Origin of the sequence: Streptomyces sp. NPDC102283, from assembly GCF_044766265.1 — a bacterium.
Classification (GTDB): Bacteria; Actinomycetota; Actinomycetes; order Streptomycetales; family Streptomycetaceae; genus Streptomyces.
The window spans coordinates 771,325-789,412 of record NZ_JBIWLQ010000001.1 but is presented as its reverse complement, the minus strand read 5'-3'; the positions used below and the strand labels follow the sequence as shown (position 1 = coordinate 789,412).

Below are 18,088 nucleotides of genomic sequence, written 5' to 3'. Positions count from 1 at the left end.
AGGGCCTCTCGCCCGGCGCTCATGCGTGACCCGGCCTGCTCATTTTATCGACCTACCGATAGAGTCGCAGCACCCTCATATCCGGTCGTCGCCGTACAGAAAGGTGCGCTCCGATGTCCGAGCATCATCTGCCGTCCCAACTGGAGGTCTCCCCGGAGGCCCCCGACCGCAACCTGGCCCTGGAGTTGGTCCGGGTCACCGAGGCCGCCGCCATGGCCGCCGGGCGCTGGGTGGGCCGCGGCGACAAGATCGGCGCCGACGGCGCCGCCGTGAACGCCATGCGGACCCTCGTCTCGACCGTCTCGATGAACGGCGTCGTCGTCATCGGCGAGGGCGAGAAGGACGAAGCGCCCATGCTGTTCAACGGCGAACGGGTCGGCGACGGCACCGGCGCCGAGGTCGACATCGCGGTCGACCCGATCGACGGCACCACGCTCAACGCCAAGGGCATGCCGAACGCCATCGCCGTGCTGGCGGCGGCCGACCGGGGCGCGATGTTCGACCCGTCCGCGGTCTTCTACATGGACAAGTTGGTGACGGGGCCCGAGGCGGCGGACTTCGTCGACATCAACGCGCCCGTGTCGGTCAACATCCGGCGTGTGGCGCGGGCGAAGAACTCCATGCCCGAGGACGTCACCGTCGTCATCCTGGACCGGCCCCGGCACGAGGGCATCGTCAAGGAGATCCGGGAGACGGGCGCGCGGATCAAGTTCATCTCCGACGGCGATGTCGCGGGCTCGATCATGGCGGCCCGCGAGGGCACCGGCGTCGACCTGCTGATGGGCATCGGCGGGACGCCCGAGGGCATCATCTCGGCGTGCGCCATAAAGTGCCTCGGCGGTGTCATCCAGGGCAAGCTCTGGCCCAAGGACGAGGCGGAGCGGCAGCGGGCGCTGGACGCGGGCCACGATCTGGACCGGGTGCTGTCGACCGACGACCTGGTCAGCGGCGACAACGTGTTCTTCGTGGCGACGGGGATCACCGACGGTGAGCTGATGCGCGGTGTGCGGTACCGCGCGGAGACGGCGACCACCGAGTCGATCGTGATGCGCTCCAAGTCCGGCACGATCCGGACGATCTCCTCGACCCACCGGCTGTCGAAGCTGCGCGCCTACAGCGCCGTCGACTTCGACCGGGCGAAGTAGCCGACCGCCGGAACGGGGAGGGGGTGCGGGGAGCGATGGTCCGCGCCCCGCACCCCCTCCCCGTACACGCGGATCCCGTGTACATGGGAGGCTGTTGTCCGCGGATCCCCGTGTACGCGGGCGCGTTCAGCCCGCCGCGGCTATGTGCTCGGCCTTCGTCGCGGCGGCCGTGAGCTCGATGTCCCGGCGTCGTCGCCGGGCCAGCGCCACCCGGCGCTCCGCCGCGGTGAGGCCGCCCCACACCCCGTACGGCTCGGGCTGCATCAGCGCGTGCTCGCGACACTCCACCATGACCGGACACCGGGCGCAGACCCGCTTGGCGGCCTCCTCGCGGGCCAGCCGGGCCGCGGTCGGCTCCTTCGACGGGGCGAAGAACAGGCCGGCCTCGTCGCGGCGGCAGGCCGCATCGGAGTGCCAGGGGCCCGCGTCGTCCTCCCGGGCGGGGGTCCGCTGGGCCGGAACGGCGGCGACCTGCAGAGGCTGATGCGGCGGTTGCAGCACGGTCTACTCCTGACGACGGCTACGGCTTCGCGAGCGAGAGTCGATGCAGCATTCCCTACCCGCTGTACGTACGCCTATGCACTGCGTGGCACCAGCGCCCGAGGCACCGCAATGCGCCCCCGCGGCTTTATGGCCGATTCATGGCCGATTACCGGAGGGCGTGCGCCCCGCCGTATTCAGTGGCCGAGATGTTTGCGCAGCCGCCGCTGGAGGTCCGCGACGAACTTGCCCCGCTTCGGCCTGGCTTCCACGCTCCCGAACACGGAATAGCCGTTGACCACGACGACCGGTGCTTCCGGGTCCGCGGATTCGAGCGTGCGCACTTCGAACGTACCGAAGACGCCCGTGCCGCTGCCGCGCAGGGAAATGTTCTCCGGCACCCGGACGTCGACGCTGCCGAAGATGGACGTCGCATTGATAACGGTGAAGCGTTGGCCGAAAAGCGCTTCGGTCAGGTCGATCTCCACGCTGCCGAAGAGCGCGAAGGCGTTCGTCCGGCCGCCGACCCGCCAACGGCCCTTGCGGGTGGCGCTGCTGAAGACCGCGACGAGGTTCTCCGCGGGGCCGTCGGGGCTCTCGGGGCCGTAGACATAGGGCTGGGAGTCCGGGCGGACCGTGGGCCCGGAGGACGCGGGCAGGTCCCGGACCATCGGCTGGAGTTCGCCGACAGTCTTGGCCCGATAGACCAGGTCGATCCGCTCCGCGTGCTCGTCCGCCGTCAGACGGCCCTCGGCCATCGCCTCCCGCAGGATGTCCGCGATCCGGTCGCGGTCGGCGTCGGAGGCGCGGATGCCATCGCCGTCCAGGACTTCGGCGGGCGGCGGGACGGCCGGCGCGAGGGGCTGCTGGGGCTGCTTCTCTAGGTCCACCGACCCAGCGTACCCAAACGCGATAGATCGCGACTACCCCTCCAACCGGTGTGCCCCGGGCCCCGCGCACCGCCCCGCGGCGGCGTCCAGGTGAGCCTTACCTCACAGGAACCTCCAGGAGGCGGCGCTCTACCCTGGTGGATGCGCTGCCCGAGGGAGGCCAGCCGCTGTCGCCGAGTGAGGAATGGCCGTCATGGCAGAGTTTGCGTACTCCGATCTGCTCCCCCTGGGGGAGGACACCACGCCGTACCGTCTGGTGACCGCCGAGGGTGTCTCCACCTTCGAGGCCGACGGCCGGACGTTCCTCAAGGTCGACCCGGAGGCGCTGCGCACGCTGGCCGCCGAGGCGATGCACGACATCTCGCACTATCTGCGCCCGGCCCACCTGGCCCAGCTGCGGCGGATCGTCGACGATCCGGAGGCGTCCTCCAACGACAAGTTCGTGGCGCTGGACCTCCTGAAGAACGCGAACATCGCCGCCGCGGGCGTGCTGCCGATGTGCCAGGACACCGGTACGGCGATCGTCATGGGCAAGCGCGGGCAGAACGTGCTGACCGAGGGCGGTGACGAGGAGGCCCTGTCGCACGGGATCTACGACGCGTACACCAAGCTCAACCTGCGCTACTCGCAGATGGCGCCGCTGACCATGTGGGACGAGAAGAACACCGGCTCCAACCTCCCGGCGCAGATCGAGCTGTACGCCACCGACGGCGGCGCGTACAAGTTCCTCTTCATGGCGAAGGGCGGCGGCTCGGCCAACAAGTCGTTCCTCTACCAGGAGACGAAGGCCGTCCTGAACGAGGCCTCCATGATGAAGTTCCTGGAGGAGAAGATCCGCTCGCTGGGGACCGCGGCCTGCCCGCCGTACCACCTGGCGATCGTGGTCGGCGGCACGTCGGCGGAGTTCGCGCTGAAGACCGCCAAGTACGCCTCCGCGCACTACCTGGACGAGCTGCCCGCCGAGGGCTCGCCCACCGGACACGGCTTCCGGGACAAGGAGCTGGAGGAGAAGGTCTTCGAGCTGACGCAGCGGATCGGGATCGGCGCCCAGTTCGGCGGCAAGTACTTCTGCCACGACGTGCGCGTGGTGCGGCTGCCCCGGCACGGGGCCTCGCTGCCCGTCGCCATCGCCGTCTCCTGCTCGGCCGACCGCCAGGCCACCGCGAAGATCACCGCCGAGGGCGTCTTCCTGGAGCAGTTGGAGAAGGACCCCGCGCGCTTCCTCCCCGACACCACCGACGAGCACCTCGACGGGGCGGGCGGGGACGTCGTGGAGATCGACCTCAACCGGCCGATGGACGAGGTGCTGGCCGAGCTGACCAAGTACCCGGTCAAGACCCGGCTCTCGCTGACCGGCCCGCTGGTGGTGGCCCGCGACATCGCGCACGCCAAGATCAAGGAGCGGCTGGACGCGGGCGAGGAGATGCCGCAGTACCTGAAGGACCACCCGGTGTACTACGCGGGCCCGGCGAAGACGCCCGAGGGGTACGCCTCCGGCTCCTTCGGCCCGACGACGGCCGGCCGGATGGACTCCTACGTGGAGCAGTTCCAGGCGGCGGGCGGCTCCAAGGTGATGCTCGCCAAGGGCAACCGCAGCAAGCAGGTCACCGACGCCTGCGACGCGCACGGCGGCTTCTACCTCGGCTCGATCGGCGGCCCCGCCGCCCGCCTCGCGCAGGACTGCATCAAGAAGGTCGAGGTCGTCGAGTACGAGGAGCTCGGCATGGAGGCGGTCTGGCGCATCGAGGTCGAGGACTTCCCCGCGTTCGTCGTCGTCGACGACAAGGGCAACGACTTCTTCACCGAGCCCGCCCCGGCTCCGACGTTCACCAGCATTCCGGTGCGGGGGCCGGGTCTCGGCTGAGACCACACGGCTGTGGGCCGGGCGATCCCGCCCGGCCCACAGCCGTGTCGGCGCTTACCGCGAGGTATGTCCTTACGAAAAGAAAGCCCGCCCTCTACGGTGGCGTCCATGAGCGAGATCACCGTGGAGATCTGGTCCGACGTCGTCTGCCCCTGGTGCTATATCGGCAAGCGCCGCTTCGAGGCCGCTCTGGAGCGGTTCGAGCAACGCGACGTTGTCACTGTCGCCTGGCGGAGCTTCGAACTGGACCCGGACGGGCCCCAGGACGGCACGCTGACGATTCCCCAGTGCATGCGGCGCGATCTCGGCATGTCGCCCGAGCAGGCTGCCGCGGGCCTGGCGATGGTCACCCGGCTCGCCGCCGAGATGGGGCTGGAGTACCGGCTGGAGAACGCCGTGCCGGTCAACACCTTCGATGTGCACCGCCTCATCCATCTCGGCGAGCACCGCTCGCTCGGCGAGCCGGTACGCGAGCGTCTGATGCGGGGATACACCGCCGAAGGGGCCTACCTGGGCGACCGGGAGACGCTCGTCCGGCTCGGCACCGAGGCCGGGCTCGACACCGCGGAGGTGGCGGGGCTGCTGGACGGCGACCGGTTCGGGAAGGCGGTGCGCGCCGACGAACAGCGCGCCGCCCGACTCGGAGTCACCGGCGTGCCCAGCTTCTCGTTCAACGGACGGCGGGCCGTCTCCGGGGCGCTCTCCGTCGCCGACATCCTCGCCCGGCTGCGACACGCCCTGCTGCTGACCAGGGCCTGACAGGACGCGCGTTCTCAGCCGTCCAGCAGGCCCGAGGTCGCGACCAGATACCCCAGCTGCGCCCGGCTGTTGCTGCCCAGCTGCTCGGACACCTTGCGCATGTGCTCGGCGACGCTGCGGCGGCTCATGCCGATCCGGCGGGCGATGGCGGCGTCCGTCTCGCCGTTGACGACGGCCTGGAGGATGGCGCGCTGGAGGTCGGAGGTGACCACGGGGGTGCGCAGCGGCGCGCGTTCGGGCCGGACCGGGACCGCGCGGGACCACGCCTCGTCGAAGTGGCGGACCAGGAAGCGGACCAGTGACGGGTGCTGGACGCGCAGCGCGGTGTGCGGCTCGTCGGAGAACGGGATGAGGGCGAGGTCCCGGTCGAAGACGATGAACCGGTCCACGACCTCGGCCAGGGTCCTGATCTCGGCGCCCTCGGCGGTCACCTGCTCGATGTAGGCGAGCGTGGTGCGGTCCGAGCGGACGGTGTGCTGGTAGAGGGTGCGCTGCCGGATGCCGCGGCGCAGGTTGCCCAGGTCGCGCGGGAGCGCCTGCTCCAGGACGTGGGCGGGGCGTCCGCCGCCGGGGTGGGCGGTGCGGACCTCGGCGCGGCAGCCGCTGACCCCGGCGTCCAGGGCCTTGCCGATGACGGCCGTGCCGGAGAGCCGGGTGAGGGCGCGGCGCTCCGGCCGGTTCATCTCGGTGTAGAGGCCCTCGAAGGCGGCGAGGGTGGCGCGGGCGGAGCGCAGGGTGCGGCGCTGCTCGACGATCGCCTCCTCGATCGGGGCGAGCGCCGCGAAGGAGGCGGTCTCCGGCGGCACGGGTATGAGGTAGCCGGGCGACTCCTGGTCGGCCACCATCAGATGCAGGGACAGCAGGCAGGGGGGCGCGGCGCCGGCCGCGAGGCCGCCCTCCGTCAGCGCACGGCGATAGGCCGCGAGCGCCGCCTCGCAGGGTTGTTCCGGTATCGACCGGTCCGAGGGTGATTCACGGCAATCACATACCGGTGAGGGGGAATGATCGTCCTTCACAAGGATGCAGATTACCTTTGTGCACTCGGCAGTCCCTCGTCCGGCGCCCGCGCTCGACGAGTATGTCCGGGTGACATCTGGAATGGACAACGCGGACGGGCCGAAAACGGACGAGGCGGACGGCGGCGCCCGGAAGGACCGGGACACCGCGGTCTCCGAGCGGCGTTTCCGATTCCTCGTCGCCGGATACGCGGTGTCTTCCTACGGCACATTCCTGAATATGGTGGCGCTGAATCTCTTCGTCTACGAGACGACGGGCCGGGCGCTGGCCATGGGGCTGTTCATGGCGGTGCGGCTCGCCTCCGGATTCGTCGCCGGTCTCGTCGTGGGCGGCCTGCTCGCCCGTTTCAGCGCGAAAAGCATCATGCTGTGGGCGAATGTCGCGCAGGGCGCCGTGATGCTGGTGCTCATCCTGGCGCCGGACGGCCTGCTGACCGGGGCGCTGATGGCCGTCTCCGTGGTGATCGGGGCGTGCGGGACGCTGTTCATGGTGGCGTTGCGCAGTTCGATCCCGGAGATGGTCGGGGAGGACCGCAGGGCCTGGGCGAACTCCCTCTCGATCACCGGTCGTTCACTGGCCATGGTGGCGGGGTTCGCCTCGGCGGGCCTGGTGGTGTCCCTCGTCGGGTACACAGCGGCCTTCCTGGTCGACATGGCGACGTTCGTGGCCTGCGCGGTGACGGTGGCCCTGCTGCCGATCGCCGGAGGCAAGGGAGCGGGCGACAGGGCAGCGAACGGCAAGGGAGCGGACGGCTCCGGGGCAGGGAAGGACGCCTCGGGCGCCTCGTCCGCGAAGGGCGCCAGGCGCTGGCGGCCCGTGGCCTTCCTCGCGCTGGCCGCCGCACCCGGGATGGGACTGATGGTGGCCCTGCGCGGGGTCGACGCGTTCGGTTCCTCGTCCCACAACGCGGCGCTGCCGATCTACTCCACCTCGCTCGACGCGTCGAACCCCGCGGTGTTCGTCAGCGCGTTCTGGTGTGTGTGGGCGCTGGGCAACATCGGGGCCCAGCAGGTGATCCAGCGGTACGCGCAGCGCACCGGGCGCTCTGTGGGAGCGCTCGGTTTCGGCTACGGCACGGTGGTGATGTCGGCGGCGTTCATCGCGGCGTTCGCCGGGTTCCCGCTGGCCGTGACCGCGGTGATCGCGCTGATCGCGGGGGCCGCGGACGGCCTCACCGAGGTCGCGTACACCTCGCATCTCCAGACACTTCCGGCCACCTTGCGCGGCCATGCCTTCGGTCTTTCGGCCACTTTCGAGAACCTCGGCTTCGGCGTCGGCATGATCCTTGTGGCGGCGGCCCTCGACCGGTTCTCCCCGCTGGCCGTGGTGGGCTGGTCCCACGGCGCCGCCATCGTCGTCGCCGTGGTGTTCCTGCTGAGGGTGGCGGGAGTGCGGCGGGCGGAGCGTGCGGGGCTTACGGGGCGTGCGGGGCTGCGAAAGGAAGAAGCCGTTGAGGGACGACCGGATCGCGGTGATCGGGACGGCGCTGAGGTTTCCGGGGGCTGACACCCCCGAGGCGTACTGGCGCGACATCCGGGCGGGAGCCGGTCACGTACGCCGTTTCACCCGGGCCGAGTTCGCCGCGGCGGGGGTCCCGGCGGCGGAGTACGAGCGGCCGGGGTTCGGCGGGGCGAGCGCGCTCCTGGGGGACGTGGACGGCTTCGACACAGGGTTCTTCGGGATGAGCGGGCGGGAGGCGGAGCTGACCGATCCGCAGCAGCGGCTGTTCCTGGAGTGCTGCTTCCACGCCCTGGAGGACGGGGGTTACGCGGGTGGCGAGGACCGTTACGCGAACAGCGACGGCGACTGCGTACGGATCGGGGTGTACGGCAGCTCCGGCTACCGCCTGTACTCGCTGCACAGCTATCTCGCGGAGAACCTGGCGGCGGAGGCCTCCTCGGGCGACTGGATGACCGCCAAGCAGGTCCAGGTCGGCAACTACCCCGACTTCACCGCCACCCGGGCCGCCTTCCGGCTCGGTCTGACCGGTCCCGCGCTGACCGTGTCGACGGCCTGTTCCAGCGCTCTGGTCTCGGTGCACCTGGCCTGCCAGGCGCTGCGCGCCGGGGACGCGGAGCTGATGCTGGTGGGCTCCGCGGCCCTGCATCTGCCGGAGGTCACCGGCCAGGTCCCGGTGAAGGGCTCCACCCTCTCCCCCACCGGCACGGTCCGGGCCTTCGACGCGGACGCGGACGGCACGGTCGGCGGGAACGGGGCCGCCGCCGTCCTCCTCAAACCGCTGGCACGCGCGCTCGCCGACGGCGACACCGTGCACGCGGTGATCCTGGGCTCGGCGGTCACCAACGACGGTTCGGACAAGGCGACCAACGACCGTACGGGGAGGGGAGGGTTCACCGCCCCCGGGGTCGCCGGGCAGCGGGACGCGGTGCTCGGGGCGCTGCGCGCGGCGGACGTGGACGCGGCGTCGATCGGCTACGTGGAGGCGCACGGCACGGGCACGCTGAAGGGCGACCCGATCGAATTCGCGGCCCTGACCGAGGCGTTCCGCGCGCACACCGACCGGACCGGCTTCTGCGCGCTCGGCTCGACGAAACCGGCCATCGGCCACCTGGACAGCGCCGCGGGGCTGGCGGGGCTGGTCAAGGCCGTCGAGGTGCTGCGGCACGGGGTGGTCCCACCGCTGGTGAACTTCTCCCGGCCCAACCCGGCGCTGGCGGTGGACGACAGCCCGTTCCTGCTGCCGGTACGGGAGGGGCCCTGGCCGCTGGCGGGGGTGCGGCGAGCCGGTGTGCACTCCATCGGCATGGGCGGTACGAACGTTCATGTGATCCTGGAACAGGCGCCGGAGACCCCGCACACCGCGTCCGCCGACGACGTGCCCGCGCCCGCGCTGCTGCCGCTCTCGGCCGCCGACGGCGGCGCGCTGCGGGCGTACGCCGTCTCCCTCCGGGACCGCCTGGCGGGCGGATCGCCCCCGCCGCCCGCCGATCTGCTGACCAGCACCGCGCTCGGGCGGCGGCTCCTGCCGCACCGGCTGGTCGTCACGGCCGCGGACCCGGTGGCCGGCCTCGACGCGTTCCTGTCCGGGGCCCCGGCGGGCGAGGCGTACACGACCGGCGTCGTCGACGGCGTACGGGAGGGGCGGCCGGTGTTCCTCTTCAGCGGCCAGGGCGGCGGGCATCCGGGCATGGGCGCGGAGCTCGCCGCGCGCTTCCCGGTGGTGGCCGAGGTGCTCGAAGGCTGCGCCCGGGTGTACGCGGAGGAGACCGGACGGGACGACTTCCTCACCCGGATCGTCGACGGGCAGGGCCCCGAGCGGTGGGACACGGCCTTCGCGCAGCCCGCCCTGTTCGCCCTCCAGATCGCCCAGGCCCGGCTGTGGAAGAGGCTCGGGATCACCCCGGCCCGGGTCACCGGGCACAGCGTCGGCGCGTACGCGGCGCTGTGCGTGGCCGGGGCGCTGGAGACCGAGGAGGCGATGCGGCTGGTGTGCGGGCGCGGGCGGCTGATGCTGGAGCGGGCGGCCCCGGGCGCGATGGTCTCCGCGTTCGTCCCCCGGGCCCGGGTGCGGGAGCTGCTGGCCGCCGTCCCCGGGCTGGAGCTCGCCGTGGTCAACGGAGCCGCGCACCACGTGCTGGGCGGCCCGCCGGAGGCGGTGGACGCGGCACGGGCGCTGCTGGCGGCGCGGGGTGAGGCGTACGAGGTGCTGGCGGTGGACCGGGCGTTCCACACGGCACTGCTCGAACCGGCCCTGGAGGACTTCCGGGTACTGGCCGAAAAGGCCGAACTCCGGCCTCTGCACACGGAGTTCGTCGACGGCATCGACGGTACGGTCCGCCCCGCGGGGTGGCGCCCGGACGCCGCTTACCTGGTCGCGCAGGCCCGCCGCACGGCCGACTTCGCCGCCGTCCTGGACCGGCTGGCCGGGTCCCCGCCGCTGCTGGAGCTGGGCCCGTCCGCCGTGCTGACGGGGATGGTCCGCCGGTCACTGCCGGACGCGGTCTGCGTACCGACGCGGCAGTGGGAGCGGGCGGTGGCCGCGCTGCACTGCGCCGGAGCAGGGGTGGACTGGGCGGCGCTGCTGGAGCGTTGCGGCGGCCGGCGCGTCCGGCTGCCCACGTATCCCTTCCAGCGCCGATCGCACTGGAGGGGCCCGGCCCCGTACACACCCCCGGTGCCGCCCAGCTCGCCCAGCCCGCTCTCCTCGATCACCTCGCTCACGGAGCTGACCGCCCCGGCGGGCGGGGCCGCTCACCCATCCCCAGGCTCCACGGAGGACCGCATGACCGAACAGGCCGTACTGGACAGGGTGCTGGAGCTGACCGCGCGCCATCTCGGCCACCGGCCCGGCGAGGTCGCCGCCGACCGTACGTTCGTCGGCCTCGGCGCGGACTCGCTCCAGCTCATCGGGATGGTGCGGCAGCTGGAGGCCGAGTTCGGCACGGAGATCAGCATGCGGGAGGTCCTGGAGGAGGCGGGCACACCCCGGCTGACGGCGGCGCTGATAGCCGGGCGGGCGGCCCCCGCGACAACGGCGGCGTACGTGGAGTCGGCGCCGACGGCCGTGGAGCCGGGGCCCGCGATGGTGGAGCCGGTCACGGACGCGCCGGTCACGGGCGCGCCCGTGTACGCGACCCGGGCCGAGGTCGCCGCCCTGTCCGAGCAGCTACGTCAACTGGCCGAGACCCAGGCCGTCATGCTCACCCAGCTCTCCGAGGCCGTCGCGCTGCTGACCGCCCGCACCACGGGGACGGACGGGCGATGAGCGCGGGGATACCCGGCTCCGCCGAGGCCGTGACCGGGGCCGTGACCGGGACGGACGCCGCCGGCGCCGCCGCCCAAGCGGCCGCCGGGGCCGTGGCCCGCGCGGCGGAGCTGTCCCGCGCGCTCACCGCCCGGCTCGCGGAAGCCCGCGGCCAGGTCTCGGCGGAGGGCTCGAAGCACGCCGCCGGGGAGACCGCCCACGGCCCCCGTCTCGTCGTGGACGCGGCGGGCGGGATGGCCGGGGCGGGGGCCGACGAGGCCCAGCGGGCCCACACCGCCTCCCTGGTCCGGCGGTTCACCGAGCGCACCCGCACCTCCAAGGAGTCGGCCCAGCGGCACCGTTCGGTGCTCGCCGACAGCCGCGCGGTCGTGGGGTTCCGGGACGCCACCAAGGAAATGCTCTATCCGGTCGCGGCCCGCTCGGCGTACGGCTCCCGGCTCACCGACGTGGACGGCAACACCTACACCGACATCACCATGGGGTTCGGCGCGCTGCTGCTGGGCCATGAGGCGGAGCCCGTCACCGACGCCGTGCGCCGCCACCTCTCCGACGGGTTGCGCTTCGGCCCCCGGTCCCCCGACACCGGGGAGGCCGCGGCCCTGCTCGCCTCGCTCACCGGCCTGGACCGGGTCGCCTTCGCCTCGTCCGGCACGGAGGCGAACTCGGCCGCGATCCGGCTGGCCCGCGCCGCGACCGGGCGCGACAAGGTCGTCATGTTCCGGGGCTCGTACCACGGGCACATCGACTCCGTCCTCGGCCGGCCGGGCGGCCCCGGGCAGCACGCGGTGCCGGTCTCCCGGGGCATCCCGGCCAGCGCGGTGGCGGAGCTGATCGTGCTGGAGTACGGGGACCAGGAGTCCCTGGAGGCGATCGACGCCCTCGGGGACAGCATCGCGGCCGTGCTCGTCGAGCCCGTGCAGTGCCGCAACCCCGGCCTGCGGCCCGTGGAGTTCGTCCGCTCGCTGCGCGAACTCACGGCGCGCCGGGGCATCGTGCTGCTCTTCGACGAGATGCTGACGGGGCTGCGCCCCCACCCGCGCGGCGCACAGGATCACTTCGGGGTGGTGCCGGACCTCGCCACGTACGGCAAGGCGCTCGGGGCCGGCTTCCCGATCGGCGCGGTGGCCGGGCGGGCGGATCTGCTCGACGGGGTGGACGGCGGCTTCTGGCGGTACGGAGAGCCCGGCGGCCCCTCGCGCGAGACCACGTTCATCGGCGGCACGTACATGCAGCACCCGCTGTCGATGGCGGCGGCCCGTGCGGTGCTCACCCACCTCACCGAACGGGGGCCCGGGCTCCAGAGCGGGCTGAACGCGCGCACCCAGGCGCTCGCGGACCGGCTCAACACCTTCTTCCGCGACGAGGAATTCCCGCTCGAACTGGCCCACTTCGGGTCGATGTTCCGCTTCCGGCACCGCGCCGACCTGGAGTTGCTCTACCACCACCTCCAACTGCGCGGCGTGTACGTATGGGAGTGGCGCAGCTTCTACCTCTCCACCGCCCACACGGAGGAGGACGTGAACCGGGTCGCGGAGGCGGTGGAGGGATCGCTGCGCGAGCTGCGCGACGGCGGGTTCTTCCCCCGGTCCACCCGTCCGGCCGCGGTGAAGCGGGCCGAAGCACGCCGTCCCGCACCCGACTTCGGCGTCTACTTCTTCGGCGACCACCCGGACACCGGCGGCGCCGGGAGTGGCGGCAGCGGCGTCCCGGAGGCGTACGACACCGTCCTGGAGACCGCCCGCTTCGCCGACGAGCACGGCTTCTCCTCCGTCTGGCTGCCCGAGCGGCACTTCGACTCCTTCGGCGGGATCTTCCCGAACCCCGCCGTGCTCGCCGCCGCCGTGGCGCGGGAGACCGGGAGCGTCCGGATCAACGCGGGCTCGGTGGTGCTGCCGCTGCACGATCCGGTGCGGGTCGCCGAGGAGTGGTCGGTGGTGGACAACCTCTCCGGCGGCCGGGTCGGCATCGGCTGCGCCACCGGCTGGCACGCCCGGGACTTCGCCCTGCACCCGGACCGGTTCGCGGACCGGCGGCGGATCGCCTTCGACCACCTCGACGAGGTGCGCCGGCTGTGGCGCGGGGAGGCGGTGCGGCGGCGCACGGGCGAGGGCGCGGAGGCGGAGATCCGGATCCGGCCGCGCCCGGTGCAGGAGGAGCCGCCGTTCTTCCTCGCCACCTCCGGGCAGCGGGCGTCGTACGAGGAGGCGGCCCGGCGCGGCCTCGGGGTCGTCACCAACCTGATGAGCCAGACCGTGGACGAGCTGGGCGCGAACGTCGCGCACTACCGGCGTACGCGTGCGGAGTGCGGGCTCGACCCCGCGGGCGGGCGGGTGACGGTGCTGGTGCACACGTATCTCGGCGACGACCACGCCACCGCCCGGGCCGAGGCGCTGGAGCCGATGGTGCGGTATCTGCGGTCCTCGCTCCTGATGCGCTCGGCGGCCACCGCCGCGGGGTCCCGGCACGAGGACGTCGCGGCGGCGAGCGAGGAGGACCTGGACTATCTGTTCCGCCGCGCGTACGACCGCTACTGCGACCGGCGGGCCCTGATCGGCACGCCGACGAGCGTCGCGCCGCTGGTCGACGCGTTGCACGGGGCCGGGGTGGACGAGATCGCGGCCCTGGTCGACTTCGGGATGGACCGGGAGCGGCTGCGGTCGGGGCTGGAGCGCCTGGACGTGCTGCGCCGCCGGACGCGGGAGCGGGGCACCCGGGAACGGCAGCAGGACACCAGGGTTCCGGACGCCCAGGTTCCGGACACCGTCGCGCCCGCCACCTCGGCGCAGCGGCGGCTGTGGCTGGCCGCGCGGTTGCTGGAGAACCCGGCGGCGTACAACGAGACGGGCGCCGTGCGGCTGCGCGGTCCGCTGGACGTGGCGGCGCTGCGGGCGGCGGTGGACGGCCTGGTCGAGCGGCACGCGGGGCTCCGCACGGTGTTCCGGGCCGAGGAGGCGGGCGTCGTCCAGGTCGTACGGAACGGGCTCCGCATCCCGTTGACGGTGACCGACGCCCGGGGGCAGGACGCCGACCGGGCGATCGGGGCACTGCTCGCCGAGGAGAGCGGCCGGTCCTACGACCTGGCCGCGGGACCGCTGTTCACGCCCCGGCTGCTCCGGCTGGCCGAGGACGACCACGTCCTGGTGCTCGGTACGCACCACATCATCACGGACGCGCACTCGGCCGCGCTGATCGCCGGGGACCTCCGGGAGCTGTACACGGCGGCCCGCGCCGGACGCCCGCCGGTCTTCGAGCGACCCGCCGGAACGACCGTCGAAGCCCCCGAGCCCTCGGGCGACGCGGCCGATCTGGCCTGGTGGCGCGAGGCGCTGGGCGACCGGCCGCCGGTGCTGGTCCTGCCGACGGACCGGCCGCGCGGTCGCCGGGTGGCGGGGCGCGGCGGGGCGGTGGCCCGGACCGTGGGCCGGGAGCGGGCGGACCGGCTGCGGGAGTGGAGCGGGCAGCAGGGCGTCACCCTGTTCGCGACGCTGTGCACGGCCTGGCAGCTGGTCCTGCGGCGGCGGTCGGGGCAGGACGCGTTCCTGCTGGGCACGACGTTCGGGCGGCGGCCGGCCGCGACGGCGGACACGGTCGGGTTCCATGTGGCGCTGCTGCCGTTGCCGCTGTCCGCCACCGACGCGACCCCGCCACCGGAGGCCGTACGGGCCACCGGGCGGGCGCTGTTCGCGGCGGACGAGCACAGCGGGGTGGACCTGGACGCGCTCCTGGCGGCCGTCCACCCGGACCCGGGGAATCCGCGCCCGCTGGTGACCGTATCGGTCGATCTGGACCGGGCGGCGCTGGCCGGAATCGACCTGCCCGGGCTGCGGGCGGAGGCGGTGGCGGCCGGGACGGAGTCGGCGCCGCTGGAGCTGGCGCTGATGGCCACCCACGTCCCGGACGGGAGCCTGCGGCTGCGGCTGCGCTACGACGCGGACCTGTTCGACGCGGCGACGGCGCAGGGGTATCTCGCCGAGCTGGACGAGCGGTTGGACACGATGACGGCCCCGGACGCGGTGGGGCCTGACGCGGTGGAGCCGGAGAGGGCCGAGCCGGAGAGTGCGGAGCCGGGCACCCGGGCGGCCTCCGGCACCGCCGCGCTCCTCCGCGAGGTCTGGGAGTCCGTCCTCGGCGTGCACGGCTTCGCGGACGACGGCAACTTCTTCGATCTGGGCGGCAATTCGATCGCCGCGATCCGCCTGGTGAACCGGGTCCGGGACACGCTCGGAGTCGACTACCCGCTGGCGGACTTCTTCGCCGACGCCACCCTGCGGGCCATGACCGGGCAGCTGACGGGAGGCCCGGAAGCGGACGGCCCGGCGGAGAAGGACGGGCCGGAGACGAACGGCCCGGAGACGGGCGGCACGGAAGCGGACGCCCCGGAGACGGGCGTCGCGGCCGTCGTCGACCGCGCCCCCGTCAGCGACCAGCAGGCCCGGATGATCGCCGGGCACCACACCATGCCCGACCCCGCCGTGTGGAACGTACCGACGCGCATCACGTTCACCGGGGCGCTGGACCCGGCGGCCCTGCGGTCCGCCGTGACCGAGCTGGTCGCCCGGCACGACGGGCTGCGGACCAGGTTCGCGCAGGAAGGGGTGCCGGACGGGCCGTGGTGGCAGGAGGTGCTGGCGGCGGAGCCGGTGGCGCTGCCGGTGGAGGAGCTGAGCGGCCTCCCCGCCGACGAGCGGCAACCCCGGGCGGACGCCCTGTGCCGGGCCGACGCGGCGGCCCCCTTCGACCTGACGCGGTCGCTCCGGCCCCGGACGCGGCTGCTGCGGGTCGAGGAGGACCGCTGGGAGCTGATGTTCGTCCTGCACCACATCTGCGCCGACGGCTGGTCGCTGTCCGTGCTGCTCTCGGAGATCGCCGCGCTCTACACGGCCGCCGCCGCGGGCGTCCCGCACGGCCTGCCCGATCCGGCGATGCAGGCGCCCGGGTACGCCCGGTGGCAGCGGGAGCGGCACGATCCCGCCGCCGAGGCGGAGCGGGCCGCGTTCTGCGCCCGCTATCTGGACGGGGTGCCGTCCGCCGTCCCCGTACCGACGGACCGGCCGCGGCCGCAGAAGCTGAGCGGCCACGGGGACACGGTGCGCGGGGTCGCGACGGGTGCGGTGCGGGCGGCGGTGGAGAAGCTGGCGGCCGACCGGCGCACCACCCCGTTCGCGGTCGCGGCGGCGGCTCTCGGGGTGTTCCTGACCGGGCTGTCGGGAGAGGAGGACACCTTGCTGAGCGTGCCGTACGCCAACCGCGAGAGCACCGCTTCGGAGTCGCTCGTGGCGATGACGTCCACCGCGGTGATGGTCCGCGTACGACTGGATTCAGCCAATCTTGACGAGACGTGCGCGGAGCTCGCGGTCCGTACGGGCGCGGGCGCGCTCGGTGCCATGGCGCATGTTCTTCCCACCGCGCGCATCATGCAGGCGATGCGGGACGCGGGCGCTGTCAGCGTCCCCGACCGGGTGCCGCACGTCCTGGCGTTCCAGAACTCCGTCGACACGGACATCGAGATCCCCGGGCTCCGGGTCGAGGTGGCCGATCTGGCACCGCCGCTTTCCCGCAGCGAGCTGTGCTTCGGGCTTGCGCCGCGCCGGGACCCCGCGAAGGGTTATCGAACGTTCCTGGAATTCTCCACCGACCTGTGGGACCACGAGAGTGCCCACGACCTTCTCTCGTCGTACACCGACCTGCTCGCGGAGTTCAGCGCCCGGCCCGACCGGCCGGTGCGGGAACTCCTCGGGGAGCGCCCCTGGCAGGGGCCGCCGGGCCGAGGCTCCGGAGGCTCCGCCGGGGACGCGAGCGCCGGGCCCGACCAGCCCGGCGGACCGTCACCCTCCCAGTCACTGCCGAACACCGGAAAGGCGGACGCCGTATGACTCCGGCCCCCCACCGCAGCCACACCGACGACCTGCTCTCCTTCATCGCCGCCAGCCCTTCTCCGTACCACGTGGTGGCCAGTGCGGCCCAGCGCCTGGAGAAGGCCGGGTTCCGCGAACTGCGCGGCACGGACGACTGGACCGGGGCGACCGGCGGCTGCTTCGTCAGCCGCGCCGGTGCGCTGATCGCCTGGTACGTCCCCGAGGGCGCGCCCGCCCACACCCCGTTCCGGATCGTCGGCACCCACACCGACTCGCCGAACCTGCGGATCAAACCGGCTCCGGACACCGGGACGTCGGGCTGGCGGCAGATCGGGGTGGAGATCTACGGCGGGGTCCCGCTGAACACCTGGCTCGACCGCGACCTGGGCGTCTCCGGCCGGCTCGCCCTGCGCGGCCCCGACGGCGTCCCGCGCAGCCGGCTCGTACAGATCGACGAACCCCTGCTGCGGGTGCCGCAGTTGGCCATTCACCTGGACCGCTCGGTGAACGAGGGCGTGGCCCTGGACCGGCAGCGGCACATCGCGCCGATCTGGGCGCTGGGCGACCCGCGGGAGGGCGAGCTGCTGCGCCGGGTCGCTTCGGCCGCCGGGGAGGACCCGGCGGACGTGCTGGCCTGGGACCTGATGCTGCACGACATCCAGCCGCCCGGATATCTGGGCGTGGACCGGGAGTTCGTGGTGGCTTCCCGGCTGGACAACCAGGTCTCGGTGCACGCCGGGGTGACCGCGCTGGTGGACGCGGCGACGGGGACCACGCAGCCCTCCTTCGTACCGGTGCTGGCCGCCTTCGACCACGAGGAGGTCGGCAGCGGTTCCGAGACGGGTGCGCAGAGCCCGCTGCTGGAGCGGATCCTGTCGCGGTCCGTGTCGGCGCGCGGCGGCAGCGACGAGGACTGGTCGCGGGCGCTGGCGGGCGCGTTCTGCGTCTCCGCCGACATGGCGCACGCGGTGCACCCCAACTACGCGGAGCGGCACGACCCCGACCACCGCCCGCTCCCGAACGGCGGCCCGACGGTCAAGGTGAACGTCAACCAGCGGTACGCCACCGACTCCACCGGTATCGCGGTGTTCACGGCGGCTGCCGAGCGGGCCGGAGCGCCCTGGCAGCCGTTCGTCTCCAACAACGCGATGCCCTGCGGTACGTCGATCGGCCCGCTCACGGCGGCCCGCCTCGGCGTCACCACGGTGGACGTCGGGGTGCCGGGCCTGTCGATGCACTCGGCGCGCGAGCTGTGCGGGGTGCGTGACCCGGGCCATCTCGCCGCGATCCTCACCACGATCATGGTCGGGGACTGACCGAAATCCGGTAGCACCGAACTCCGGTGACAGGGA

General features: G+C 73.2%; 10 protein-coding genes. 7 read left to right on the top strand and 3 right to left on the bottom strand.

The annotated features are described in order from the left end of the window. Window positions 1–113: 113 nt before the first annotated feature. The gene (gene glpX, locus ACIRJT_RS03790; protein WP_403903982.1) at window positions 114–1,145 is read left to right on the top strand and encodes a class II fructose-bisphosphatase; all 1,032 of its coding nucleotides are present in this window, start codon (window positions 114–116) and stop codon (window positions 1,143–1,145) included. Window positions 1,146–1,271: 126 nt separating this feature from the next. On the opposite strand, the gene ACIRJT_RS03785 is transcribed toward glpX, so the two are convergent. Then, window positions 1,272–1,646 (bottom strand): WhiB family transcriptional regulator, encoded by a 375-nt coding sequence (locus tag ACIRJT_RS03785; protein WP_403903979.1) that lies wholly within the window; start codon window positions 1,644–1,646, stop codon window positions 1,272–1,274. A 176-nt stretch (window positions 1,647–1,822) separates the two neighbouring features. Beyond that, on the bottom strand, window positions 1,823–2,515 hold the full coding sequence (locus ACIRJT_RS03780) for a DUF1707 domain-containing protein (protein WP_403903976.1): 693 nt from the start codon (window positions 2,513–2,515) through the stop codon (window positions 1,823–1,825). 193 nt (window positions 2,516–2,708) lie between these two features. On the opposite strand from ACIRJT_RS03780, the gene ACIRJT_RS03775 reads away from it, so the two are divergent. Then, on the top strand, window positions 2,709–4,379 hold the full coding sequence (locus ACIRJT_RS03775; protein ID WP_032790107.1) for a fumarate hydratase: 1,671 nt from the start codon (window positions 2,709–2,711) through the stop codon (window positions 4,377–4,379). 108 nt (window positions 4,380–4,487) lie between these two features. Further along, the gene (locus ACIRJT_RS03770; RefSeq protein ID WP_403903973.1) at window positions 4,488–5,138 is read left to right on the top strand and encodes a DsbA family oxidoreductase; all 651 of its coding nucleotides are present in this window, start codon (window positions 4,488–4,490) and stop codon (window positions 5,136–5,138) included. Between the two features lie 14 nt (window positions 5,139–5,152). On the opposite strand, the gene ACIRJT_RS03765 is transcribed toward ACIRJT_RS03770, so the two are convergent. Next, complete coding sequence (locus ACIRJT_RS03765) at window positions 5,153–6,154, bottom strand: LuxR C-terminal-related transcriptional regulator (protein ID WP_403903970.1); 1,002 nt, start codon at window positions 6,152–6,154, stop codon at window positions 5,153–5,155. Window positions 6,155–6,236: 82 nt separating this feature from the next. On the opposite strand from ACIRJT_RS03765, the gene ACIRJT_RS03760 reads away from it, so the two are divergent. From ACIRJT_RS03760 to ACIRJT_RS03745, 4 genes are read left to right on the top strand one after another with little or no spacing between them, the layout of a single operon-like run. Then, complete coding sequence (locus ACIRJT_RS03760; protein ID WP_403904464.1) at window positions 6,237–7,661, top strand: MFS transporter; 1,425 nt, start codon at window positions 6,237–6,239, stop codon at window positions 7,659–7,661. Beyond that, on the top strand, window positions 7,606–10,881 hold the full coding sequence (locus ACIRJT_RS03755; RefSeq protein WP_403903967.1) for a type I polyketide synthase: 3,276 nt from the start codon (window positions 7,606–7,608) through the stop codon (window positions 10,879–10,881). The genes ACIRJT_RS03760 and ACIRJT_RS03755 overlap by 56 nt, the downstream gene beginning before the upstream one ends. Next, a complete protein-coding gene (locus tag ACIRJT_RS03750) occupies window positions 10,878–16,754 on the top strand; it encodes a MupA/Atu3671 family FMN-dependent luciferase-like monooxygenase (protein WP_403903964.1) in 5,877 nt (1,958 codons plus the stop codon). The genes ACIRJT_RS03755 and ACIRJT_RS03750 overlap by 4 nt, the downstream gene beginning before the upstream one ends. After that, complete coding sequence (locus ACIRJT_RS03745; RefSeq protein ID WP_403903962.1) at window positions 16,751–18,052, top strand: M18 family aminopeptidase; 1,302 nt, start codon at window positions 16,751–16,753, stop codon at window positions 18,050–18,052. The genes ACIRJT_RS03750 and ACIRJT_RS03745 overlap by 4 nt, the downstream gene beginning before the upstream one ends. The last annotated feature ends 36 nt before the right edge of the window (window positions 18,053–18,088 follow it).